This is a genomic window from Rheinheimera sp. (assembly GCF_036782235.1).
GTDB lineage: Bacteria > Pseudomonadota > Gammaproteobacteria > Enterobacterales > Alteromonadaceae > Pararheinheimera.
The window spans coordinates 13797-38079 of record NZ_DAIPZL010000001.1 but is presented as its reverse complement, the minus strand read 5'-3'; the positions used below and the strand labels follow the sequence as shown (position 1 = coordinate 38079).

The following is a 24283-nucleotide window of genomic DNA, read 5'->3' as shown; positions in this document are numbered from 1 at the left end:
ATGACCAGCTCAGCACAGCGCAGTACCGATATTTTTGTCAGTCGTCCTATTCTTGCCATTGTGTTTTCATTGTTGATTTGTTTTGGTGGTTTGTGGGCGGCAAAAGAAATTGCCGTCTTACAGTTTCCGCGTCTGGAAAGCACGGCGCTGGAAATCAGCACCCGTTATACAGGGGCGGCGGCGGCCACAGTCAAGGGTTTTATTACCGATCCGGTAGAGCGGGTGGCCGCCACTATTCCGGGGCTGGATTATGTTGACGCTGTCAGTAAAGCAGGTGAAAGCAAAGTGACCGTTTATCTGCGGCTGAATGAAGACAGCACCAGGGCGCTGGCCGAACTGAATAGCAAACTCAGCCAGATCCGGTATCAGTTGCCTGCCGGGGCTGAAGATCCGCTGGTCAATGTCAAAAGGGCAGACCGGCCCCATGCGCTGTTTTATTTAAATGTCAGTGCGCCTGGCATTCCACTGAGTCAGTTAACCGACTATTTATCCCGACAGGTCACCCCAGTGCTTGGCAATATTCCCGGTGTACAAAAAGTGGATATTGAAGGGCGGCGCACCCCGGCGATGCGGGTCACGCTGGATGCGGACCGCCTCAGTACCTTTCATTTAAGCCCTGATGATGTCTGGCAGGCATTGGCCGCCAATAACAGTATTGCCACTCTGGGTTTTACCGAAACCAGCAAACAACGTATTGATTTAGTTGCCAATACTCAGCTGGCAACAGCAGAAGACTTTGCCAGCCTGATAGTGCGTCAGGCTGAAGGGCAAACAGTGTACCTGCGGGATCTGGCCACAGTGGAGCTTTCGCATGAAGAGGCGGCAATGACTGCAAGGCTTGATCAGCAGGACACAGTGTATTTGTCGGTCTGGCCTTTGCCCGGTGCCAATGAAATTGCCGTGGGGGATGCACTTTATGCCGCCACGGCGGCGCTGAACCCAACACTGCCGGATGGGGTTGAGATCCAATACGCTTACGACGGCACTTTGTATATGCGTGATGCGCTTAAAGAAATTTTTATCACCCTGGCCGAAACCATTTTGCTGGTGGCACTGGTGGTGCTGCTGATGATGGGCTCATTGCGCACTGCCGCTGTGCCTTTGGTCACTATTCCGGTGTCTATTCTCGGCGCCATTGCCGCCATCAGTCTGGCTGGTTTTTCACTGAACCTGCTGACAGTGCTTGCCATTGTATTGTCGGTCGGGCTGGTGGTTGATGACGCCATTGTGGTAGTGGAAAACGTGGCAAGGCTGGTACGCCAGGGCCATTCACGCTATCAGGCGGCCTTACTCAGCGCCCGGCAGTTGTTTACGCCTATAGTGGCAATGACACTGACGCTGGCTGCTGTGTATGCACCTATTGGTTTATTGTCAGGCCTGAGCGGGGTGTTGTTCCGCGAGTTTGCTTTTACCCTGGCGATTGCCGTGATTATTTCCGGAGTGGTTGCCGTCACTTTATCGCCGGTGATGAGCAGTTGGGTGATTGCCGATGCGGGGCGGGAAAGCAGGTTCAGCCAGAGGGTGAACCATAGTTTTGGTCGCTTTAGCAATTTATACCGGCGCTCCTTGGTGTGGGCGCAGCGGTTTCGCCTGCAGTTATTAAGCAGCGCTTTGTTGTTGAGCCTGTTATTGCTGCCGCTTTATCAGGGCTCGCAAAAAGAGCTGGCGCCGGTGGAAGATCAAAGCAGTATTTATGTGCTGGTGCAGTCGCCGCCAGAATCGTCTTTGTTGTATAACGAACAACAAATGCGGCCTATGGTGGATGCACTGTTGCAACTGCCGGGGGCAACCCAGATGTGGCAGAATATTTTTATCAATGGCGCTTTTGGCGGCATTGAATTCAGCCCGGCGGCAGAGCGGGAACAAAGTACCCAGCAGTTGTTAGGCCAGGTGTATGGTTTATTGTCGGCGCAGCCCGGTATTCAGCCTTTGCCTATTATGCCGGCACCATTGCCCACTGCCGGTCAGTTTGATGTGGAGCTGGTGGTTAAAGCCAATGCGCCTTATCAGGAGATGAAAGCGTACGCCGATAAACTGGTTGGCGCAGCCTTTGCCAGCGGCCATTTTTTATATGCCGACACCGATTTAAAAATTGATTTACCCCAAACTGAATTGCGGTTAAACCGCGAAAAAATTGCCGATTTAGGTTTGCAGATTGCCGATGTCAGCCAGCAGTTGTCGGTGTTGTTGTCGGGTAATTATGTCAACAGGTTTGATGCACAGGGCAAGGCCTATCAGGTGATCCCGCTGCTGAACCAGAACTTACGTGCTGATGTCAGCCGCTTGCTGGATTTACCCATCAAAACAGCGGATGGTAGCCTGTTGCCCTTGTCTGATATTGCCCAGCTGCACTGGCAAACAGTGCCCCGTCAGCTGAATAGTTTTTCCCAGCAAAATGCGGTGCGGATTTATGGTGGCGTAGCCCCGGGCAGTACTAAAGAAAGTGCATTACAGGCACTGGAAGCTGCAGCGCACAAGTTGCTGCCACCAAGTTACCTGTTGGATTATGCCGGTGAGTCCCGTCAGTTGCGCCAGCAAGGCACTTCGATGTTGCAGGTCATGATGTTGTCATTGCTGGTGGTGTATCTGCTGCTGGCGGTGCAATTTAACAGTTTCCGTGACCCGCTGGTGGTGCTGTGTGGCAGTGTACCGTTGGCGTTGTCGGCGGCGATGTTATTGTCTTATCTGGACTTCACCACGCTGAACATTTATTCGCAGATTGGGCTGGTGACCCTGGTGGGGCTGGTGGCAAAAAACGGCATCCTGATCGTGGAATTTGCCAATCATCTGCAACTGACCGGGTTAAGCCGGGCTCAGGCGGCCATTGAAGCTGCGGTCAGCAGATTCCGCCCCGTGATGATGACCACAGCCGCCACTGTGCTGGGCCATTTCCCGCTGGTGCTGGTCAGTGGCGCCGGCGCCGAAGCCCGCAACAGCATTGGCATTATGTTAGTGGCCGGTATGTTGTTAGGCACTTTGTTTACCCTCTTTGTGCTGCCGCTGTGTTATCAGCTGTTTGCCACAGCAAGGCAGCCGGCGTCAGCACATCAGAATGAAGCTGCAACCGCTGACTCCGGGCTTTTCACACCCCAATAATCACAATACAGGGCAAGGGGGATAGACCGCTTGCCCTGTGCTGCGCTTTTATCTGACCGGACAACAGCCGGCTTTTTTACCACCAGGCATAATAAAAACTGGCCACCACCAGCGACACCGCCACTGCCGCCAGATTAAAAGCGGGTTTAGTGTCAAAACGGATATCCGACAGTTGGACTGCTGTTTGTGGTGCCGGTTTTTGCTCGGCTAAAGTCACCAGCACAGCCAGCAACACACAACTTAAAAACACCAGGCCCACCCTGTCCATAAAAGGCAGCTCAGGCCAGAATTGTTTGGCCAACAGCGACAACAGCGCTGAACCAATAGCGGCGGCTAAAGCTGCATTGGCCGTGGTGCGGGGCCAGAACATGCCCAATAAAAACAGCGCCACTATGCCAGGGGTAAAAAAGCCGGTGAATTCCTGAATATACTGAAAAGCCTGATCAAAATCGCCAAGCAGCGGTTTGGCGGTGACTAAAGCCAGCGCCAGTGCCAGCACACCGGCAATACGGCCGGTTTTGACATAATGCAGCTGCGACTTTGCCGGTTGCAGCTGACGGTAGATATCCATGGTAAAAATAGTTGCGACACTGTTGGTCATCGAGGCCAGGCTCGACAAAATGGCCGCCACTAAAGCTGCAAAAATTAACCCTTTAATTCCTGATGGCATCAGGTTCATCAGCGCAGGATAGGCCTGATCCGGTTTGGTTAAATCAGGCAGGATCAACACTGCGGCAATGCCGGGCAAGACCACAATTAACGGCATCAGAATTTTTAAAAAAGCAGCAAAAACAATGCCTTTTTGGGCTTCAGCTAAGTCTTTGGCGGCCAGCGCCCGTTGAATAATATATTGATTAAAACCCCAATAAGATAAGTTCATCACCCAAAGGCCGCCCAGCAGCACGGATAAACCGGGCAGGCTGACATAATGCGGATGGTCCGGGCTTAAAATCATGTCAAATTTATCCGGGGCCTGCAGCATCAGCCGGTCTAAACCTGCCAGTACACCGGCACCGGCGCCAATTTGCTGCAAAGTGATATAAGACAAAAATAAACCGCCGGCCACCAGCAACACCACCTGAATAATATCGGTAAAGGCCACGGCTTTCAGGCCGCCATGCAGCGAATAGGTCAGCGATAACAGCGCCAGCAACAACATACTTTCAAAAAGCGCCAGGCCAGTCACGGCATTCACCGCCAGGGCGCCAAGCCATAACACTGCAGTCAGGTTCACCAGGACATAAACCGCCAGCCAGAACAACGCCAGTGTGGTGCGCACCCTGTTGTCAAAACGCTGCTGCAAAAACTGCGGCATGGTATAAATTTGTCGTTTTAAAAACACCGGCAGGAAATATTTACCCACAATAATCAGGCTGATGGCCGCCATCCATTCATAAGAAGCAATGGCCAGACCAATGGCATAACCCGAACCCGACATGCCGATAATTTGTTCAGCCGAAATATTGGCGGCGATCAACGAGGCACCAATTGCCCACCAGGGCAGGCTGTTGCCGGCCAAAAAATAGTCGTTGGTGCCTTTGGCTTGTCCGCTTTTTTCACGCGACACCTGATAAGCCAGCAGCAACAGCCCCAGCAGATAACAAAAAACAATCATTAAATCTAAAGTACTGAGTGTCATACATCTGTCCCCGTTGTGACCTGATGGCTGCTGGGCTCTGTGGGCCAAAGCTCAGCCGGATGTTGTAAAAACTGATAACACAGCTGGTGCTGATACCATTGGCCGGCCTTTAATAACGCCGGTGGAAAGTGCGGCTGGTTAGGTGCATCCGGCCAGTGTTGTGCCTCCAGACACAAAGCCTGACGCGGCAAAAAAGGTGTGGCTAAAAACTGGCCGGTATACAGCTGCAAACCGGTTTTATTGCTAAAAAGCCGAAGCTGTATCCCACTTTGTGGTGACCATAAGCTGGCGCGCCATGTCAGTTCAGGCCCGGCTTGCGTCGCTGTTGCCGGCCAGACCAGGCAGTGATCAAAACCGGATTTAGCCGAAAGTTCCGTTGCCGGCTGCTGCAATCGCTCTGACAGTGCTGTGGGTTGCTGAAAATCAAAGACGGTACCCACCACAGGGCTAATGTCACCTGTGGGCAGCACATCGGCATCTGTCGGCAGGTAATGACTGGCACCCGAGTGCAGCAGGTGATTGTCGATGCAGCTGCCGTCAGTATTGAAATTAAAATAACAATGGTTGGTTAAATTCAGCACTGTGTCTTTATCACTCAGCGCTTTGTATTCACAAAATAGCTTGGTGTGCTGCAGTTTGATTGTGCACCAGATCTGTAGCTCACCCGGAAAACCACAGCTGCCGTCCGGTGACAATAAATACAGCTGCAGTGTGTCTTTTGTGTGCCAAAGCAGCTGCCAGCACTGCTGGTGTAAAGCGCCGTTCTTGCCAGCGCCCCCATGTAAACAATGGCCCTTGGCATTGTTATCAAGCTGATAGCTTTGCTGCTGCAGACAAAAGCGGCCATGGCGGATGCGGTTGGCATAACGGCCTACTGTGGCGCCCAGATAATAAGGGTCGCTGTGATACTGGGCCGGTGTGGGGTAGCTTAAGGTCAGCTGCTGGCCAAAACAGCGGATAGCACTGATATAAGCGCCAAAAGGCAACACATCGACCTCAAGCCCGGCCTCAGTAAACAGCGTGATGCAGTGAAATGCAGCATCTGCTGCCCCCGGCCTGGTCACAGTTGTTGTGCTCCCTGACTGGCTTCACAGACAAAGATATCGGCCTGTAAGCCGGTTTTTGCCTGATACTCTGCCGCGATCACCGCCTGCACCTGCGCTATTTTGGCTGTGGGCAGCAGCGCCACCACACAACCGCCAAAACCACCGCCTGTCATCCGCACACCACCTTCATCACCGACCACAGCACTGATCAGCTGCACCAGCAAATCAATAGCGGGTACAGTGATCTCAAAATCCTGCTGCATCGACTGATGCGACTGAGCCATCAGCGTGCTTAACAAACGGATATCACCCTGTTGCAAGGCTTTGGCGGCAAGTTTAGTGCGCTGATTTTCACTGACCACATGACGGGCACGTTTGGCTTCAATCGGACTGAGTTTGTATTGCTGTTGGTTCAGCTCCAGATCGCTGATATCACGCAGCGCCACCAGCCCCAGTTTGCGGGCCGCTGCTTCACATTGTTGCCGCCGCTGGTTATAGGCACTGTCGACCAGACCACGTTTTACATTGGAGTTAATAATCAGCACCGACAATGACGGTGGAATACCAACTGCTGTGCACTCTAAACTTCGGGTATCAATCAGCAGTGCTTTGCCTTGTTGGCCCAGCGCTGAAATCAGCTGGTCCATAATGCCGCACTGACAACCCACAAACTGATTTTCCGCCTGCTGGCCGTTGAGCGCATTGTCGCGCCCTGACAGCACAAAACCGCTGACCGTACTAAAACAAAGGCCAAGCGCCACCTCAAGTGAAGCCGACGAGCTTAAACCCGCACCCTTGGGCACATTGCCGCTGATGGCAATATCACACCCCTCTAGTTCATAACCCTGTTGCAGCAGGGTGTTGGCTACGCCCCGCACATAGTTGGCCCAGCCAAAACAGGGGTGAGCCTGTAGCGGCGCCCTGAGGTCAAATTCATCCTGCTGCTGATAATCCAGCGCCAGCACGCGGATTGTTGCCGTGTTATTTCGCCTCGCCAGCACCCAGGTGTAAAAGTTAATGGCGCAAGGCAACACAAAACCGTCGTTATAGTCGGTGTGTTCGCCAATCAGATTCACCCGCCCCGGCGCCTGAAAGGCCAGCTGATGCGGCTTTTGATAATGGCTGGCAAAAGCCTGTTGTAATGCCTCAAACTGTGCTGGCTGCTTATCCATGTTCTGCTCCTGAGCGGGCGGAATCAACCCGTTGTTTTTTATAATGAATGTCGCTCTGGGCGCGCAAGCGCTCAGCCGCCTGCTCCGGTGTCATATCCCGCTGGGCTTCGGCCAGCATTTCATACCCTACCATAAACTTTTTGATGCTGGCGGAGCGCAGCAGCGGCGGATAAAAATGAGCGTGTAATTGCCAGTGTTGGGGGTTATCCGGTTCTTTATGGTCTGCAGATAGATAAGGAGCACCATGCCAGCCCATTGAATAAGGAAAAGCACACTGAAATAAATTGTCGTACCTGCTGGTCAGGCGCTGCAGAATGTCGGCCAAAGCCAGTTGCTGGGCAGCGCTCAGTTGTTCCATCCGTGCCACCTGTGCTTTTGGCAATAACAAAGTTTCAAAAGGCCAGCTGGCCCAATAAGGCACCACCACCAGCCAGTGTTCGTTCTGTAACACCAGCCGCTCCTGGGATTGAAGTTCAGCAGCGGCATAATGCATTAACAGATTTTTGCCATGGTGCTGCAGATACTGACGCTGTGCCTGGTCGGCTTTGGCCGGCAAAGTCGGGATAAAGTTACTGGCCCAGATTTGGCCATGGGGGTGCGGGTTGGAGCAGCCATTGATCGCACCTTTATTTTCAAACACCTGCACCCAGCGATACTGCGCCGACAATTGCTGATATTGGCTGATCCAGCTTTGGATCAGCTGCACTATTTCTGCCTGGCTCAGTTCAGGCAGGGTTTTGCTGTGGTCGGCTGAATAACAAATCACTCTGCTGGTGCCCTGCACCGACTGCAGCACAAACAAATCATCCTGATTATGCTGATAACAGGGGCCATCGGTTTTTAGCGCAGCAAAGTCGTTGGTAAACACAAAAGGGCTGCGGTAGTTGGGGTTGCGCTCGCCGCTGATCCGCACATTGCCGGCACATAAATAACACTCAGGGTCGTAAGAGGGCAGTACGTCAGTGTCGGGGTTTTCCAGCTGACCTTGCCACGGGCGTTTGGCTCTGTGCGGTGACACCAGCACCCAGTCGCCCGTCAGCGGATTGAAGCGCCGGTGTGGATGTTCGTGTTGCATAAACACCGGTGTCCGCAGCTCTGACGCTGTGCTCTGAACAGGCTTATTCATCCGCCCCTCCGGCTTTGTGCGGCTGATGGTTGTTGCGACCTGATTGTTGTTGCCAGCGCCAGGCATCATCTGTCATTTGTTGTAAATCCCGCTCTGCCACAAACCCAAGTTGTTGCCTGGCTTTGGTGGCGCAGGCCACAGAGCTGGCCACATCGCCCTGCCGTCTTGCCACGACACGGTAGGGCAAGGTGCGGCCACAGGAGCGTTCAAAAGCGCGGATCACCTCCAGCACCGAATAACCATGGCCACGACCCAGGTTATACAGATGCAGGCCAGGCTCTGTCAGATGGTGCTGCAGTGCTAACAGATGGCCTTTGGCCACATCTTCGACATGAATATAATCTCGCACCCCAGTGCCATCTGCTGTGGGGTAGTTATTGCCAAAAATCTGAATTTCACTGCGTTCACCACTGGCCACCTGCGCCACAAAAGGCAGCAGATTATTGGGAATACCGCTTGGCGCTTCGCCTAACAGCCCGGAATGATGGGCGCCGGCCGGATTAAAATAACGTAATAAAATCACACTGATAGCCGGATTTGCACTGCAAAGATCCGTCAGCATAGCTTCGACAAAATATTTGCTGCGGCCATAAGGGCTGGCCGGGGCACAAGGGCTTTGTTCATCCAGGGCTTCGGCAGAAACGGCATAAACAGTGGCCGAGGAGCTGAATAACAAACAAGGCACCCGGTGTTTTTGCGTCAGAGATGCCAGCAACAGGCTGCCGGCCACATTTTGCTGGTAATAATCCAGCGGCTGCTGCCAGGAATCCCCCACAGCTTTTAAGCCGGCGCAGTGCAGCACCGCAGCAAAGTTGCCGTCGGCCAGTACCTTGTCCAGCAACTCTGCGTCGCGGATATCCCCTTTAATAAAACGCGGCAGCCGGGTATTGCTGCCGCTGTTACCCTGAGCTAACTGGCCGATACGTGCCACCACAGTTAAATCACTGTTGGATAAGTTATCCAGCAAAGTTACCTGATAACCCGCCTGCAGCAATGCAACAGCACAATGTGAACCGACATAACCTGTGCCGCCGGTTAATAAAATATTCATAAGTTCCCCTGGTTTTGGCCTGGAATGGCGCGACCTTAGCGCCGGCACTTTGGCGGCGTCAACGACAGAAAACGCAAAGGTTAGAAAGCAGGAATATTCCGGCCAAAAAGCGCAGCCGATAAGGCCCGGCAGGGACCACAGCACCTTTGGCAAGGCTTTGTTTCTGATACGGTGGCAGCGGCCGGCCCATTTGGGCAGCTGTTGGTGTTGTGCTTATTTTTCAAGAAATAGCCGGAGGATTTAAGGAGGCATCCAGCGGTAAAAAGGCGGATTAATAAAACCGTTCCAGCGTTGAACAGCAATCAGACCTGACGTCTGGTTGCCCCCAACTTTTGGCCGACGGTTTTTATCGCTGCTGCACAGCCGGGTAAAAAAGCCAGGCCAGATTCATTGACTACACGAGGCAACAGCATGAAAAAAACCTATCTGGCCATTTTGATCAGCTCAGCACTGGCATGGCCACTGGCAGTGAAGGCTCAGGATCAAAACAACTCAGCACAGCAAGTGCAGGAAAGTGATACTGCAAGCACTGAGAAAAAAGCCAAAAACAACAAAAAGAAAACAGTGGCGAATGAGCAGGTGGAAGTGATCCGCGTCAGCGGCATTCGCAGCAGCTTAAAAGAAAGCCAGGAAATTAAAAAACTGGCTGACAACGTCATTGACGCCATAGTGGCCGAAGATATCGGCAAGTTCCCTGATGAAAACGTGGCTGAAGCGCTGCAGCGTATTCCGGGAGTCAGTGTCACCCGCTCCAATGGTGAAGGTCAGACAGTGACAGTGCGTGGTTTAACCGGCGATTACAACATCACCACCTTAAATGGCCGCAAACTGGCGTCCGACAACCCGTCACGCGATTTTAATTATGACGTGATTGCCTCTGAACTCATCAGCGGTGTGCAGGTGCATAAAACACCACAAGGCCATTTGCCGGAAGGTGGCATTGGTGCTGTGGTCAATGTTCAAACAGCGCGGCCTCTGGATATTGGCAAATTTGTGATGTCTGGATCACTGAACAGCACTTACAACGAAAGGGCAGAAAGTCACGACCCCAGAGCGTCATTTTTTATCAGCGACACTTTTAACGACGATACTTTTGGTGCGCTGGCTTCTATTACCCATTCCAATTACACCAACCGCCACGACAGTTATCAGGCCTGGAGTTTTAGCGAAAGGGCCGTGGATATTGGCCGCGACGGTTTAGTGGAGCACAAGGCAGTACGTTTCCCGGGTTATGCCCAGCTGACTTCTTATGAAGATGAAAGAACCCGCACCGGCGGCACCATGGCGCTGCAATGGCGGCCGGCCAACAATATTGATGTGAATTTTGACGCTTTATACAGTGTGTATGACATTAATTCACACGGCCGGCAGTTGTCGGTGGTCACTTATTCTGAGTCCTGGCTACCGGCTAAAAACGGTGTTTATACCGACGTAGATGTGGCTGCCGATGGCTGGGCCAATAAGCTGGCCTGGCAAGGCCCGGCGCTGATGGACATAGTGGATACCAGGGCACCCAGGCGCAACACCACTTATCAATATGGTGTGAATGTCAATTGGATGCTGGACGACCTGACCTATACCTTTGATATTTCAAGTTCAGAAGCGCAAAACAAAAACAACGGTGATAACAAATATGTGGTGGCGCGCTCAGGTGTGGAGTCGGCCAGCATCAACTGGAATAACGGCCAGGCGGTGCCTGATATTATTTTGTCGGAAGAAGTGACCCCCAATAGTGTGTTTGGTGCCTGGTACACCAATACCGACGGCACAGGTGTGAATGACGCCACCCAGAATGCCGCTGTGACCGGCACCTGGGAAAACGATGGTCTGGTCAGCAAAGTGATCTTTGGTGCAGGCTTAGATAGTCAGGAAAAAGAGCGTATTACCCACCGCTCGCGTAATGCCTCTATTTTTGCCGGCGAAAACCTGGCGAAAATTAACGCGCCAAGATCTGCTTTGGTGAACTTTTATGGCCATGAATGGTGGCGATTACCGGCCAATGCGCTGGATGCCGGTAATATCAGTAATTTTATGGGCAATACCAAAGCACTGATCCCCGCCAACTGGGCCACGGTCAATATGGACAACCTGTATAAGTTTCTGGGGGAGCTGGATCCTGCTGCTGCCGATTTACTCAAAACCGATATCGCTAAATCGCAGTCTTTTATTATTAAAGAAGAAATTGCCCATGCTTTTGTTGAAATGAATATTGAAGATGAGGTGTTGGACATGCCTTATCTGCTCAATCTGGGCCTGCGTTACACCCGCACTGATGTGTCATCCAGCGGCCATAGCCAGAATATTCATAATCTGAAGTTTGGTGCTGATGGCAAACCGGTCGACAACAGCTGGGAAGCGGTACAGCCGGTGCAGGAAGAGTCGGATTACGAGGATATTCTGCCAAGCCTGAACTTTAAAATGAACCTGACTGATGACGTGATTTTCCGCACTGCAGCATCTCAGGTGATTTCACGGCCGTCGCTGAACGAACTGGCACCTTATACCTACATCAATGTTAAACCTAATGATCAGGGTGTACGTTATTACGAAACCCGCACCCCGGGTTTAAAACCCTATACCGCAGACCAGTTTGATACAGCGCTGGAATGGTATTACCACGAAAGCGGCACTGTCACCTTTGCCACTTTTTACAAAGAAGTGGCCAGTTTTATCAAATGGGATAAAACCAGTGAAACCATTGACGGTCAGCCGTTTGAAGTGTGGAAACCTTATAACGACAGCAGCAAAACGGCGCGCATTCGTGGTTATGAGCTGGCGTTTTTACAAACCTTTGATGAGATATTGCCTGACTACTTAGCCGGTTTTGGTTTGCAGGCCAACTACACCTACAACAACAGTGTGTCCGGTGAAAAAGACGACAAAGGTAATGAAAAGCCATTCCGCGGTTTGTCAAAAAACCAGACCAACCTGGTGGCTTTTTACGAAAACGACAAGTTTGAAGCCCGTATTGCCTATAACAACCGCTCTGGTTATTACGCCTGGGACAACTGGTCGGTGATTGGCGGGGTTTGGGTGGCCGAAGCGCTGCATAATAACAGCACCAGCTGGATGGACCTGGGGGTCAGTTATGACATTACCGACAACATTACCTTGCGCGGGGATGTCGCTAACCTGCAGGACAAAATTGATACCCGTTATTTAGGCGACCGGTCGCATATTCAGTATGCCGCCACTTATGGCCGGCGTTTTTCACTGGGGGTGCGCGCTAAGTTTTAATCGGGTTGTGTGAGATCTCTGCACATTGTTGTTTGCTCCCATCACTTCAGGAGCAGTGAAAACAAGTAGTACACCTAGAGTTTGACCCGGCTTAGGCCGGGTCTTTTTTGTTATTAGCTATTGGCACAGTCGGACGGGCAAAAAGATAAATGATTTGCGAAATTTTCCGGGCTGTATCAGGTGTGCAGCGACAGTCAGGGTTTGAGGTCGTGCCCTGCCAGTCTTGTCTGCCAGTGGTATTTGTCAGGCGTATTTGTCAGAAGTGCGGCGGCAACTGTGGTTACAAAAGTGCCGCAGGCGGCAGGAGGTTCTGCATTGTTTTGCCTTTTACCGGCCGGCTGACCTGAGCCTGTTGTTTTACCGGCAGGCACTTATCAGCTGCGGTTAAGGCAATAATTCAGGCGGTAAATAATATTCCTGCAGTACCTTTTTCAGTTTGCCCTGCTGTTGATAACGCTGGATTGCAGTGTTTATTTTCTCAAAAGCATTTTTGTGCTGTGGATGGCAAATCAGATTGTCGCGGATAGTGGACGGTGAATAGTTGTGGTCATAGGGAAATTGCTGCTCAAGGCCAAGCTCACGGTAAGCGGCCAGTACGTCCGGATAAAACACCAGGCTGTATTTCACCCGGCCGGACATCAGCATCTGCAGGTTTTCCAGTTCACTGCCAACAGTATAAAAATGCTGGGCATTATCCAGGATACGCTGCATCTGTGGGCTAATGGGCACACCACGCACAATACTGACCTGATCTTTGTTTGTCACATCAGCAGCGCTGGTGACCAGGGCTGTGCCAGGCCTGCTGATCACTTTAACCATGGCATAATTAAAGGGGGTACTGCTTAACAACTGAGAGTCCAGCAGCTCTCGCTCTGGGGCATCAAAGGTATCCAGACCAGGGGCATAACAGGCAAACAGTCCCTTGGCAAAATCGGCCTTGGCTCTTTTCATCGGCAGCACCACCAGCTCATAACGACTGGCAAGGCCGGTTTCCTGAAGCATTTGTGACAGCAGCTGATAATACACTCCTTGTTGGGAGGGGGTTTGTGAAGTCATGTCAGGCGTATTAAACAAACCACTGAGTTCAGCTGCTGCAATCTGAAATTTCTGCCCTGGCTGCGCCTTGGCCGACAAAGCGCCGAGTAGCATAAAAAACAAGAAAAAATACCGGTAAAACAAAGACATTTTAGTCAGCTCCCTGCAGGCTTAGTGGCAATAACCACCATAGCAGCATAATAACCTTATTTTTCCTAAGGAATATAGCAGGTTGCATATATTGCCCATTTTGTTGAAGAAGTCAGTGATTTTTTATCTGTGGCAGGTGATGATTGTTGTGCTGCCAGCGAGCAACACTGTGCTGATACTTGGGTGATTACAGGGCCAACAAGGATGCAGGGATAGATGTCATTTAAAGATAAGTTATTAGCGCTCTGTGTGGTGGTGGTCTGGGGCCTGAATTTTGTGGTGATTAAGATTGGTGTTGAGCAGATGCCGCCGCTGTTACTGGCCGCGTTACGTTTTGTGCTGGCGGCATGTCCCGCTATCTTTTTTATCAAACGCCCTCAGGTGCCGCTGCGCTGGCTGATTGCTTATGGCATGACCATCAGCTTTGGCCAGTTTGCATTTTTGTTTTTTGCCATCAAGCTTGGCATGCCGGTTGGCCTGGCCTCTGTGATGTTGCAGGCGCAGGTGTTTTTTACCATCTTGTTTGGGGTGCTGCTGCTGGCGGAAAAACTGTGTTGGTACCATATCCTGGGCATGCTGGTGACTGTGTTTGGCATGGTGATTCTGGCAACTGCAGGCTTGCAAAGCGATGCCAGCCAGGTCGGGATCACACCAGGTTATGTAACAGGGGGCATTACCCTCACCACTATTCTCTGTATTCTGGCTGCGGCGCTCTGCTGGGGCCTTGGTAATATCAGCAATAAAATGATTATGCGTGACCATCCAACCCCTGTGATGTCGTTGGTGGTATGGAGTGCGCTGGTGCCGATAGTGCCGTTTTTGGCCTGCTCCTGGTTATTTGATGGTGTGGCTGTGATGACTGCCAGTGTGGTCAATATCCAACTGCCAACTGTGCTGGCACTGTTTTATTTAGCTTATATCGCGACTTTTGTTGGTTATGGCATTTGGGGTTACCTGCTTAGCCGCTACGAAACCTGGCGTGTTACCCCACTGTCGCTGCTGGTGCCTGTGGTGGGTATGTTCAGCGGCGCTTTGCTCCTTGGCGAAAAGTTGTCGCCACAACAAATGCTCGGTGCGCTGGTGATTATTATTGGCCTGCTGGTGAATGTGTTTGGTGGTTCGTTGCAACAGCGGTTGTTGCAAAGGACATAGCTGTTGCCTGATGCCTTTTAGCTTATGCGCTATGCCTTTTAGTTGAAGCCTGCGGCTTGGCGCTAAATTGGTTTTCAGTTTTCAGTTTTCAGTTTTCAGTTTTGAGTTTTCAGCTTGCAGCTGCTGGTGCTGTGGAAGCGGGGACTCGCCCCCGCAGGCGAGTCACTTTTTGTGTCGACAAAAAGTGACGCAAAAAACGACCCCGGTAAGCCTTCGAAAGCCCGCTAAAAATCAAAAGTTTGAGGCGCCGCCAAAACTCGGCAAGCGCTAGCGTCGCTTGCCTCAAACAGTTGGCGTCTTAAAACCTCAAACTTTCAATTTTTATCGGCTTGGCTAAACGGGGAAGGGGCGTTTTACCCGAGCTTTTATTTTTTTATTTTTCAATTGGATATGTTTTTTGGAAGCAGGCTCCGCTCCCGAAGGCACTACAATTAACTTGTGATTCTAAACCAGTCTTTTAATGCCAAATCTAGACGCAGAACCTCGTCATCTGCCAGAGCCGAACAGTGTGCTATTGGGTTTCGCAATGAGTTGAGTGCAGACATTACTTTTTCCATAGCCTTTAAATCGTTGAAAACTACGCCGCCAAATAGCTGCCAATTGGATTTTATGATCTCTCCTAGCTCTCCGAATGTCGTATAGTCAATTGGGTCAGTTGATCTTGGTGTGACAGCTGCCTCTTTCTCACGTTTAATGCTTTTCTGAGCATTTTGCTTAACTGCTTCTGGCACCAAGTTATCCCACCAGTTTGAATCTCCGGTTGCCTCAAAAACATCAACAATTAGCTGCCTTATAGATTTTTCGAGACAGTAGAACACGACATAGTGCTCAGACATTTTCTTTGCTTCTGCGCGTAACGTAGCGTCAAACTGAGGAAAATATGTATCCTCAATCTGGCTTCCCTGGACTCTCTGGCGGCCCAAATCAATTTGAAATTTTTGTTCAATTTGGTCAAGTTCGGCTTCCAATAACATATTGGTCATTGCAAATGATTTTATGGCAGCAACACGATTCATTTTCTAATCCTGTATCAAGTGCTGTTTCAAACTCTTGAAAATCGCATTGAACACATCGATATCGGTAGTGGCAGGCAAATTAAGATTTATTGTGTAGGATAGATTTATACCCTCTTTGATATTTGCACCAGAACGCCCATTGCCATGTTGAACAATTGGAATATGTTTTGGATTTTGGTCTGCATTGCTTGTATCGCGAGTTACTTCAGGTTCGATTTCATCTTTATCGAAGTTTGCTCTTTTTCTTAAAGCTTGAAAGGTTGAAAGTGTTTTTTGTACTACGGTAGAGTTTGCCTCTGCTCCTGTAGCCTCGACAATCAAGCCTTTCAATTTAGGAGTATCAAGATCATATACATACTCATTCATTTCGAATAAAGGTTCAAATAGCTCTCTCATTGCATCCGCAATCGCAAAATCTGACTTGTGAGGATTTCTGAACTCTTTGTATCTCTCAGTCGGGGTTCCATCTGAAGATACAAGCCCCATTTTCTTAACGAAGGGAATTATGGCTCTTGCCGTACCTCCCTTGAGGAGTAATTTAGTAGAGACGAAATCCTGCGAAAACTTTTCAGGTACAGAAGCGCTTTTTATTTTATCAAGCATTGATTCTAGCGTTCCTGTTGCCTGAACATATGGCAAATTAGACATTTAACTCTCCTATGTTTGACTGACTTCAAACTATTAGCGCTGGCCGCGAGTGCCGTGTCTTGTTAGCGAACAGTGCAACAATTAACGCCAGCCGAGTAATTTAAAAACTAATAACAGTAAGATAACCAAACCACGTTGCCGTTTTCTGGTCGTTGGCGCAAGACGCCAACGGTTTTATCTACTTTTAATTACCCTTCCAAGCTATTTGCGTGATGAAGACCGGCGTTTCCGCAACAAACAAGGTAACCAACCGAACGTATCGTAAAAGCGCAATTGCACCTACTTTGCTTTCACACACTAAAAACTTATTCAATGGAACAAACCACACTTTAAATCGTGCCTCGTCCCTTTTTTCGCTTAACTATGTTTTGAAGTTACACAGAAATATGATTCGCGACAAGTGGTTATAACAGCTTCAATTTTTATTGGTCGTGAAAGCGTGGATAAGCGAGTTGCAGCTGCTTAAATCAGAAAACCAAATCCTCAAGTAAGCGCTTTTCCTCCCCGTCAAGTGAGCCGTGGTTTTGGCCGGTTTTGAGGTTTTAAGCCGACAACTGTTTGAGGCAAGCGACGCTAGCGCTTGCCGAGTTTTGGCGGCGCCTCAAAATCGAGTCAAAACTACGGGCTTTCGAACGATCTCGGGGGAGTTTTTTATGTCACTTTTTGGCGGCCCAAAAAGTGACTCGCCTGCGGGGGCGAGTCCCCGCTGCTATAACGCCATTAGCTGCAAGCTAAAACAAACACCATATCAGCAAATGCAACATTCCCCTGCATAACGCCATTAGCTGCAAGCTAAAACAAACACCATATCAGCAAATGCAACATACCCCTGGCATAACGCCATAAGCTGCAAGCTAAAACATCCTCAGACCCTATTGCAGGCACAACCGCAAAACCACATCCCGTTTTACACGCAGTTATTCCTGTTTTCTAAGCTATAAATTGCGGATACTGTATACAGTATGTAGTATCAGCTTGAACTAAAACAATAAGGCGAACAGGCTGTTGTGGCTGAGCAGGAACAAGGCTGGGGTGAGGGAAAAACCCTGTCTTTAGCAGCGCTGTAGCGCTCTGCTATTGCCATACAGCACAGGGCCATCACAGGAGGCAAGCGATGCAAGAATGGTTACAGCGCATTATTTTTGACTACAGCAGCCCGTTAACCCGCCAGGGCAACGAAGATAAATTTGGTTTTCGTATTCATAGCCCCGACGTGATGCCGCATAGCCACTGGCATGGCCATATTGAAGTGAATTTCCTGTTTAACTGCGAAGCCGAATATTTAATGAATGGCCGCAAAATTTATCTGCCACAAGGGCGGATGATCCTGTTCTGGGCTTCCATTCCGCATCAGATGACGGCCAGTGTTGGTGACGGTTATATGGTGAATATTTATATTCCGCTGCAGGCCTTTCAGCAGTGGAAGTTTCCCAGTGAGTTTATTGGCGCTTTATTAAGGGGCGAAGTGCTGGTAGCTGAGCAATGCCATGCGGCGGATGTGGCTCTGACCCAACTCTGGGATAAAGATTTAGCACAAAAAAACGACGCTCTGACAGCACAGGTGGTCAGTGAGATCCGCGGCCGTATCCGCCGCATGTCGGTGGAAGGTTATCAAACACTTGGCGTGTCCGACAAAACCACAGGCAAAGAGCAAAAAAATCCGGTGGCGGGTTTGTCGCATATCGACACTATGCTCAGGTATATCGCCGACCATTATGACCAAAAAATTACCATTCCTGATGTGGCCGCAGTTACAGGGCTGCACCCCAATTATGCGATGAAGTTATTTCACCGTGTGATGAAAATCTCGATTAAACAATATATTAACCGGTTGCGGTTATTACACGCCCAGGCGCTTCTGGTCGACACCGAACAAGGGGTGCTCACTATTGCCATCGAAGCAGGTTTTGGCTCCATCAGCAGGTTTTACGATATTTTCCAGCAAGAACTGCAGATGACCCCACAACAATATCGCAATAAAACGCAGAAGATCAGCGCCTGATGCCGGCAGTTAAGGCTGTTCCGGGCTCGGATCGCTGGGTTTGTTGTGCTGCTTATTATTTGGGAGTGAATTGTGCTGTAGCCATAAGTCAGGCCGCTTCACACCATGCTGCAATAACAGCCAGAACTGCCGGCCCTTGCTCTGGCCGCTGTATTTAAGGAGTGAAGATGAAAAATCCAAAGTTACTGGCACTTGGTGCCGGTTTGTTCTGGTGCTGTACAACTTTGTGGTCTTGTACCAGTCAGGAACCTACCGCTGTTGTGGCCTCTAATGCCAGATTGCAGGGCAGTGCAGAGGCTGTGCACTCAGCCGCACATCCAGCTACCAAATCTGATCTGAACCAGCTTGCCAATAGTCTGACCGACCGTTGGCAGCTGCAGCGGGGCGCTATCCGCTGGCAGGTTCAGGATGCACATCAGGACCATCTGGAGTTTAGTGGTGAGCAGCTGTCGGCCATTATTTATTACGGCGCTGACACAAAAGGCAATCTGATATTAGAGCGCAAAGTGGTTTGGCCTATGCTGCGCACTATTCCCAATGACACCCACGCCAGTTTAATCCATCAGTTTGACCTGGCCTTGTCGCCCGCGCTCAGCATCAATGGCCAACCCTTGGTTCAGGAACGTCCGCTTTGGGTGCAATATGATGGTTTGCTGAAAATTCACAGTGCACTGGGTTCTGGCCTGACATTAACCAGAACCTTAAGCCCCAGCCCAACCGGCGCTTTTCTGGTGGAACAGCATGAACTGCATAACGGGGGCAATAGCCCGCTGACAGTGCAGGTTGCCCCGCTGGATTATCGCCACAACACAGAAGCAGCCAAGGGGGTAGACGGCAGCTATCTGATCCGCGCCCGTAGTGATTTTAGCGGCAGCATCACGCTGGCCAGAGGTGGGCGTCAAAGTTATCAGCTAACGTTCAGTGCAGTGCGGCAGTCGGATGCAGGCTTTACCATCAGCGCCAAAGAAGCTGCTGATACCTTGCTGCAACGCCAGTTGTATCTGGCCTCTTTGCAGCAAAAGTTACAGCTGGAAACGCCGGATCCTGTGCTCAACCAAATGTTTGAATTTGCCAAGCTGCGTGCCGCCGAAAGTATTTACCGCACCAAAAGTGGTTTGATGCATGGGCCTGGTGGCGGCCGTTATTATGCGGCTATCTGGGCCAATGATCAGGCCGAATATGTCAATCCGTTTTTCCCGTTTTTAGGAGATGCCAACGGCAATGAGTCGGCGCGGGTCAGCTTTTTTCATTTTGCCCGTTTTATCAATCCACAGTTTAAACCTTTGCCTTCCTCTATTGTGGCCGAGGGGCTGGATATCTGGAATGGGGTGGGCGACAGGGGCGACTGTGCCATGGTGGCTTATGGTGCCAGCCGTTATGCGCTGGCCTCAGGCGACGCAGAGCAGGCTCAGCAATTGTTGCCGTTGATCCAGTGGTGTCTGGACTACAACAAACACAAAATGACCGGCGATGGGGTGATTGCCTCCGACACCGATGAACTGGAAAACCGTTTTCCGGCCGGCAAAGTCAATTTAAGTACCAATATGCTGGCTTATGGTGCTTTGGTGTCGTCGGCGCATTTATATCAGGCGCTGGGGGACCCTCACAAAGCCACAGCATTAGGTGCTGATGCGGCAAAGCTGCGTACTGCCATTCACCGTTATTTTGCCGGCGAAGTTGAGGGTTTTCGCACTTACCGTTATTACCAGGGCAATAGCAAACTGCGGGCCTGGATAGCACTGCCACTGGTGATGGGTTTTGATGAGCAAAAACAAGGCACGCTGGATGCGTTGTTATCGCCACAGCTGTGGACTGAAAACGGTATTTTAACTGAGTCCGGCGCGAAGACCTTCTGGGACAGAGCCACCTTATACGCCTTTCGTGGCATTTTTGTGGCGGGTGAAACCGACACCGCGATGAAATATCTGAAGTATTACAGCCGTAAACGCCTGCTGGGTGAGCATGTGCCATTTGCGGTGGAAGCCTGGCCGGAAGGGGATCAACGTCATCTGTCGGCAGAAAGTGGACTGTATGCCCGGGTGATCACAGAAGGTTTATTTGGCATCGAGCCTACAGGTTTTAAAGATTTTACCGTGGCACCCAGATTGCCTACCGGCTGGGATCACATGTGTTTACGGCAAATTCGTGCTTTTGCCAGCAATTTTGACCTTTGTGTGCAGCGACAGTCTTCTGTGGATAAACCTTATCTGCTGGAACTGAAAGTGCAGGGGCAGGGCAGCCGTCAGTACAGCTGGGATGGCATCAGGCCACTACATTTAGTGCTCTGAGCGCACCAGCCTCAACAATGCCCTGCCGGTTTGCGTCAGGGCATTCTTTCAGGTGGTTTTATCTAATGTTTTATTTGAGTGTGGCCTCTATGGCAGCTTTGTTGTGCGAGGGATTAGGCAAAGGCGGGTAACCGGCCAGCACTTTTTGGATTTGTTCCGCCACCAGCGGAGCCAGCTGGCGGTGCTGATGGTGCAGCACATGATAAAACGGTAGTGGCATATGGGCGATTTCAAAACGTTGTGAGCTCACCTGCAAAGTGGTGTGAAAACGCCCGCCATCTACCATTAAAAACCTGTCGACCTTTTTTTGCTGAAATAAATCCAGCAATTGCTGCCAGCTGTTGACTTCGTAGGTTTTGGCCAGCACCTGCAGCTTAATCAGTTGCCGCACCTTTTTCACCACAGGGGTAAATATCAGCAGATTGGGGTCGTTGATGTCGTCGGCGCTGCATCGCACCATAGCGCTGCAGTGGTAGCTGACCTGCATTTGATCCAGTTGCTGCACTAACAACAGCTGGGGCAGCAGCTGGGTGAGCGCCTCAATACGGGCAATATCGCCGTCAATTTTGCCTTGCTGGTATAACTGTGCAAAACGTTCAGTGGCCATTTCAACCAGCTGAATTTCAATGCCCAAAGCCTGATAAGCCTGCAGCACTATAGGTAAATAATATTTTTGCACTGTCGGATGGTTGGTGTAACTCAACACCAGAACTCTGGGTAAAGTGCCTTTGGCTGCGGCAAAGCCCGGCAGGGCGCTATAACAACAGAGCATCAGCAGCCAGAACTGTGCTTTGAGGCCACGCCAGATACGCACGGCAATATCGGAAAGACGCCTGTTGTTGTGGGGCACTGTTTTATCCTGTATGAGTGCAGCTCAAGGGCTATTGTGGCCATTCGGTCAGACACCTGCTGCGCACCAAGTTTAAGCATCATGGCTGCGCGCATTGATTATGGCGTTATCATCAGAGTTATAGCACTGATTTTTAAAAGAAAGCTGTCTTTTTTATATTTTCACTTTCCTCTTATATCACAGACAAAAGGCAGCATTGCTGTTGCCTGATATAAAGCTTTAAAAAAATTATGGTGTTATTTCTGGCCGTAGGCCTGTTGGAAGTTGCGTGTTGCGGCTGTCGTTGTATCCGCATCCAACCTGATATCGGCTTCTTCAACAATATGGCTTATTTTGTCCTGAGCGGCGTCCCGCATTTGGGCGTGCATTGCCGTGGCCGCTAAAGCACGACCATATACCAAAGTTCGCAGCTGTTATTTGTCATTGTCAGCAGAAACACTGGCTCTGTCAGTAGTGCAGGAAAGTCACTGACAAGTTGTGGTGGGAGGATGATTCAGAAACTTAACTTTAGCAACTGATGTTATAGGCACAAAAATTTTGCAGGGGCGGGCGAAAAAAGCCCGGCGCTAATGCCGGGCTTTGAGGCCATTACAACAGCTGTTGTGTGCGGATGTGGCTCACAAAGGCGTTAAAATAGCGGCAAAACCACCCCCGGCCACCATGGGGATATCCAGGCTGTCACCGGCTTTGACCACACGTTTTTCCAGTTTGTAGTCTTCTGCATGACGGTCAGCATTGATGCCGTCTTTCATCAGCTCCAGTTGGTAAGAACCCTTCGGCAGGAAATCCAGTTTGACCGGTAAAGTGCGTGGCTGGTCATTGGTCATGCCCGCCAGATACCAGTTGTTGCCGTTTTGTCTTGCCATCAGCAGATATTCACCAATATTGGCGTGCAGCACTTTAAAGTTGTCCCAGACGGTTGGAATTTTGCTGATAAAGGCCGGAATTTCAGGTTCTGCCAGATAGCTGTTGGGCGTGTCGGCCAGCATTTGCAACGGGCTTTCATAAAGCACAAACATCGCCAGCTGATGAGCGCGGGTGCCCAGGCTCATAGGGCGGGAAAACACTGCATTAAAATCTTTGCGATGGGCGTTACGCATAGCCCCTGGCGTGTAATCCATGGGGCCTGCAATCATCCGGATAAAGGGCAAATGCAGGTTATGCGCCGGTGTGATTGAGTCCGACCATTTATGGTTTTCCAGCCCTTTAACCCCTTCACGGGTCAGCACATTGGGGTAAGTGCGGTGAATACCGGCCGGTTTATAAGAGCCGTGAAAATTCACCATCAGCTGATATTTGGCGGCCATAGCGGCGGCGCGCCAATAAAAATTCACCATACTTTGGCTGTCGCTGTTCATAAAATCGATTTTAAGGCCGGTGACGCCCCATTTTTTATACAGTGCCATCGCCTGCTCCATGTTTTTATCAAGGCCAGTCCAGGGCACCCACAGCTGCACATCAACTCCTTTATTTTTGGCATGGGCAATAATGGCTTGTACATCAATGCTTGGCAGCACTGTCAGCACATCGTCGTGGCTTGACCAGCCATCGTCGATCAGAATATTTTCGATGCCAAATTTGGCAGCAAAATCCGCATAGTACTTATAGGTTTCGGTATTAATACCGGCTTTAAAATCCACGCCTTTAAAGTTGTTTTCGTTATACCAGTCCCAGGCAATCTGGCCAGGTTTTATCCAGCTGGGCGCGCCAATACGGGAAGGTTCTGCCAATAGATAACTGAGCTGAATGTTCAGCAGCTCAGCATCAGAGCGGGCCACACCAATAATACGCCAGGGAAAATTACGCTCACGCGACACTGTGGCAATACGGGTGGTGAACTCGCCGGCTTGTTCAGGGTTCTGCGGGTTCTGTTTGGTGAGATCGAGATCTTTGGGATGCACACCATAAATGCGGCCATCACCCTGACCCCGCAACCACAGCCCGGGGTAATCCTGCAAATCGGTTTCGGTGAGTAATAAATTTACCCCTTTGGCAACAAAAAGCGCCGGTAAACTGCCAAGCTCATCACCATCAATATTTTTGGTCGGCAGCGGGGTAAAAGTAGGTTGGGTGGCGGTTCGGAAGTTTTTTTCAAAAGGAAAATAACTGTAAGTGCCGGCGACAAAATTAAACTCGGCCTGTTCGTTTTTCAGCTCTGCTTTGTCCGTTTGCTGACCGACAAAACGATAAGCAGCACCTTGGTTAAACAGCCGGAAGTTCAGGCTGAAATTTTGTTTAAAATCAATAATAAGTTCGTTGTAGTGATTCTGAATAACCGCTGTTCGCACCTTTATTTCGGGCCTTAGTTGTTCATTCACAGTTTTTTGTTGTTGGCCTGTCACCACCAGCTGCTTGCCAATATCCATACCGTCGGCAAATTGCAGCCCAATGGCGGAGGGGGTGATCAGCACTTCACCATCCACTTTCAGCTGATACTGCAGCTGTGGTGTGGTGTTGATGTCGACTTCCAGCCTGCCATCAGGCGACTTTAGGCTAAAAGTTTGGGCTGCTAACTGCAGCGGCAATAACAAGCCTAACAACAGCACAACAGCACGGCGCAGTGTGGTTGTGGGGCGCACAGCAGTAGCGGGCTGAATGCCCGGACCTGGATTTGAATACAGATGCAACATAAACGGCTCTCCTTTTGCTAAAAAGCCATTGCAGCAGCTGCGGCTATAAGCCGGCGCATGTTTTTTGTGTTGTTGTTTCCCGGAAAATAACTCCTGTGTGATTGGCCGCAACTAACTCTAGTGCTATCGCCGTGGCGCTATCACT

At 50.4% G+C, this 24283-nt stretch carries 16 protein-coding genes; 5 read left to right on the top strand and 11 right to left on the bottom strand.

Annotation, left to right across the window (positions count from 1 at the left end; genetic code table 11):
* Positions 1-3096: an efflux RND transporter permease subunit gene (locus tag V7P87_RS00145; protein ID WP_333795619.1), complete on the top strand. Its 3096-nt coding sequence runs from the start codon at positions 1-3 to the stop codon at positions 3094-3096.
* Between the two features lie 76 nt (positions 3097-3172).
* On the opposite strand, the gene V7P87_RS00140 is transcribed toward V7P87_RS00145, so the two are convergent.
* Genes V7P87_RS00140 through galE form a run of 5 tightly spaced genes read right to left on the bottom strand, consistent with a single transcriptional unit; the run spans position 3173 to position 9130 of the window.
* Positions 3173-4735, bottom strand: a complete 1563-nt coding sequence (locus V7P87_RS00140; protein WP_333795618.1) for a sodium:solute symporter family transporter — start codon at positions 4733-4735, stop codon at positions 3173-3175.
* Positions 4732-5799, bottom strand: a complete 1068-nt coding sequence (locus tag V7P87_RS00135) for an aldose epimerase family protein (protein WP_333795617.1) — start codon at positions 5797-5799, stop codon at positions 4732-4734. Before V7P87_RS00135 ends, V7P87_RS00140 begins: the two co-directional genes overlap by 4 nt.
* The gene (galK, locus tag V7P87_RS00130; protein WP_333795616.1) at positions 5796-6953 is read right to left on the bottom strand and encodes a galactokinase; all 1158 of its coding nucleotides are present in this window, start codon (positions 6951-6953) and stop codon (positions 5796-5798) included. The genes V7P87_RS00135 and galK overlap by 4 nt, the downstream gene beginning before the upstream one ends.
* A complete protein-coding gene (locus V7P87_RS00125; protein ID WP_333795615.1) occupies positions 6946-8079 on the bottom strand; it encodes a UDP-glucose--hexose-1-phosphate uridylyltransferase in 1134 nt (377 codons plus the stop codon). The genes galK and V7P87_RS00125 overlap by 8 nt, the downstream gene beginning before the upstream one ends.
* On the bottom strand, positions 8072-9130 hold the full coding sequence (gene galE, locus V7P87_RS00120) for a UDP-glucose 4-epimerase GalE (RefSeq protein WP_333795614.1): 1059 nt from the start codon (positions 9128-9130) through the stop codon (positions 8072-8074). Before galE ends, V7P87_RS00125 begins: the two co-directional genes overlap by 8 nt.
* A gap of 411 nt (positions 9131-9541) precedes the next feature.
* On the opposite strand from galE, the gene V7P87_RS00115 reads away from it, so the two are divergent.
* A complete protein-coding gene (locus V7P87_RS00115) occupies positions 9542-12367 on the top strand; it encodes a TonB-dependent receptor (protein ID WP_333795613.1) in 2826 nt (941 codons plus the stop codon).
* Between the two features lie 384 nt (positions 12368-12751).
* On the opposite strand, the gene V7P87_RS00110 is transcribed toward V7P87_RS00115, so the two are convergent.
* Complete coding sequence (locus V7P87_RS00110) at positions 12752-13552, bottom strand: hypothetical protein (RefSeq protein WP_333795612.1); 801 nt, start codon at positions 13550-13552, stop codon at positions 12752-12754.
* 216 nt (positions 13553-13768) lie between these two features.
* Here V7P87_RS00110 and V7P87_RS00105 point away from each other — a divergent pair, with 216 nt between their 5' ends.
* Positions 13769-14704, top strand: coding sequence for an EamA family transporter (locus V7P87_RS00105; RefSeq protein ID WP_333795611.1), 936 nt, complete (start codon positions 13769-13771; stop codon positions 14702-14704).
* A 431-nt stretch (positions 14705-15135) separates the two neighbouring features.
* On the opposite strand, the gene V7P87_RS00100 is transcribed toward V7P87_RS00105, so the two are convergent.
* Together V7P87_RS00100 and V7P87_RS00095 are read right to left on the bottom strand one after the other, a co-directional pair.
* A complete protein-coding gene (locus V7P87_RS00100; protein ID WP_333795610.1) occupies positions 15136-15720 on the bottom strand; it encodes a Swt1 family HEPN domain-containing protein in 585 nt (194 codons plus the stop codon).
* A 3-nt stretch (positions 15721-15723) separates the two neighbouring features.
* Positions 15724-16368, bottom strand: a complete 645-nt coding sequence (locus V7P87_RS00095; RefSeq protein WP_333795609.1) for a DUF5343 domain-containing protein — start codon at positions 16366-16368, stop codon at positions 15724-15726.
* Between the two features lie 1114 nt (positions 16369-17482).
* Between V7P87_RS00095 and V7P87_RS00090 the strand changes: the two genes are divergently transcribed.
* Both V7P87_RS00090 and V7P87_RS00085 read left to right on the top strand, forming a co-directional pair.
* The gene (locus tag V7P87_RS00090) at positions 17483-18370 is read left to right on the top strand and encodes a helix-turn-helix domain-containing protein (protein WP_333795608.1); all 888 of its coding nucleotides are present in this window, start codon (positions 17483-17485) and stop codon (positions 18368-18370) included.
* 167 nt (positions 18371-18537) lie between these two features.
* The gene (locus V7P87_RS00085; protein WP_333795607.1) at positions 18538-20658 is read left to right on the top strand and encodes a hypothetical protein; all 2121 of its coding nucleotides are present in this window, start codon (positions 18538-18540) and stop codon (positions 20656-20658) included.
* A 70-nt stretch (positions 20659-20728) separates the two neighbouring features.
* On the opposite strand, the gene V7P87_RS00080 is transcribed toward V7P87_RS00085, so the two are convergent.
* The 3 genes from V7P87_RS00080 to V7P87_RS00070 form a co-directional block, all read right to left on the bottom strand.
* A complete protein-coding gene (locus V7P87_RS00080) occupies positions 20729-21508 on the bottom strand; it encodes a hypothetical protein (RefSeq protein WP_333795606.1) in 780 nt (259 codons plus the stop codon).
* A 236-nt stretch (positions 21509-21744) separates the two neighbouring features.
* Positions 21745-21876 (bottom strand): hypothetical protein, encoded by a 132-nt coding sequence (locus tag V7P87_RS00075; protein WP_333795605.1) that lies wholly within the window; start codon positions 21874-21876, stop codon positions 21745-21747.
* A gap of 249 nt (positions 21877-22125) precedes the next feature.
* Complete coding sequence (locus V7P87_RS00070) at positions 22126-24138, bottom strand: glycoside hydrolase family 97 protein (RefSeq protein WP_333795604.1); 2013 nt, start codon at positions 24136-24138, stop codon at positions 22126-22128.
* Between the last annotated feature and the right edge of the window lie 145 nt (positions 24139-24283).

Bases quoted from the DNA above. Each gene is read 5' to 3' on its own strand.
- V7P87_RS00145 (WP_333795619.1), top strand. From the start codon at position 1: ATGACCAGCTCAGCACAGCGCAGTACCGATATTTTTGTCAGTCGTCCT.
- V7P87_RS00140 (WP_333795618.1), bottom strand. From the start codon at position 4,735: ATGACACTCAGTACTTTAGATTTAATGATTGTTTTTTGTTATCTGCTG.
- galK (WP_333795616.1), bottom strand. From the start codon at position 6,953: ATGGATAAGCAGCCAGCACAGTTTGAGGCATTACAACAGGCTTTTGCC.
- V7P87_RS00125 (WP_333795615.1), bottom strand. From the start codon at position 8,079: ATGAATAAGCCTGTTCAGAGCACAGCGTCAGAGCTGCGGACACCGGTG.
- galE (WP_333795614.1), bottom strand. From the start codon at position 9,130: ATGAATATTTTATTAACCGGCGGCACAGGTTATGTCGGTTCACATTGT.
- V7P87_RS00115 (WP_333795613.1), top strand. From the start codon at position 9,542: ATGAAAAAAACCTATCTGGCCATTTTGATCAGCTCAGCACTGGCATGG.
- V7P87_RS00110 (WP_333795612.1), bottom strand. From the start codon at position 13,552: ATGTCTTTGTTTTACCGGTATTTTTTCTTGTTTTTTATGCTACTCGGC.
- V7P87_RS00105 (WP_333795611.1), top strand. From the start codon at position 13,769: ATGTCATTTAAAGATAAGTTATTAGCGCTCTGTGTGGTGGTGGTCTGG.
- V7P87_RS00100 (WP_333795610.1), bottom strand. From the start codon at position 15,720: ATGAATCGTGTTGCTGCCATAAAATCATTTGCAATGACCAATATGTTA.
- V7P87_RS00095 (WP_333795609.1), bottom strand. From the start codon at position 16,368: ATGTCTAATTTGCCATATGTTCAGGCAACAGGAACGCTAGAATCAATG.
- V7P87_RS00090 (WP_333795608.1), top strand. From the start codon at position 17,483: ATGCAAGAATGGTTACAGCGCATTATTTTTGACTACAGCAGCCCGTTA.
- V7P87_RS00085 (WP_333795607.1), top strand. From the start codon at position 18,538: ATGAAAAATCCAAAGTTACTGGCACTTGGTGCCGGTTTGTTCTGGTGC.
- V7P87_RS00075 (WP_333795605.1), bottom strand. From the start codon at position 21,876: ATGCACGCCCAAATGCGGGACGCCGCTCAGGACAAAATAAGCCATATT.
- V7P87_RS00070 (WP_333795604.1), bottom strand. From the start codon at position 24,138: ATGTTGCATCTGTATTCAAATCCAGGTCCGGGCATTCAGCCCGCTACT.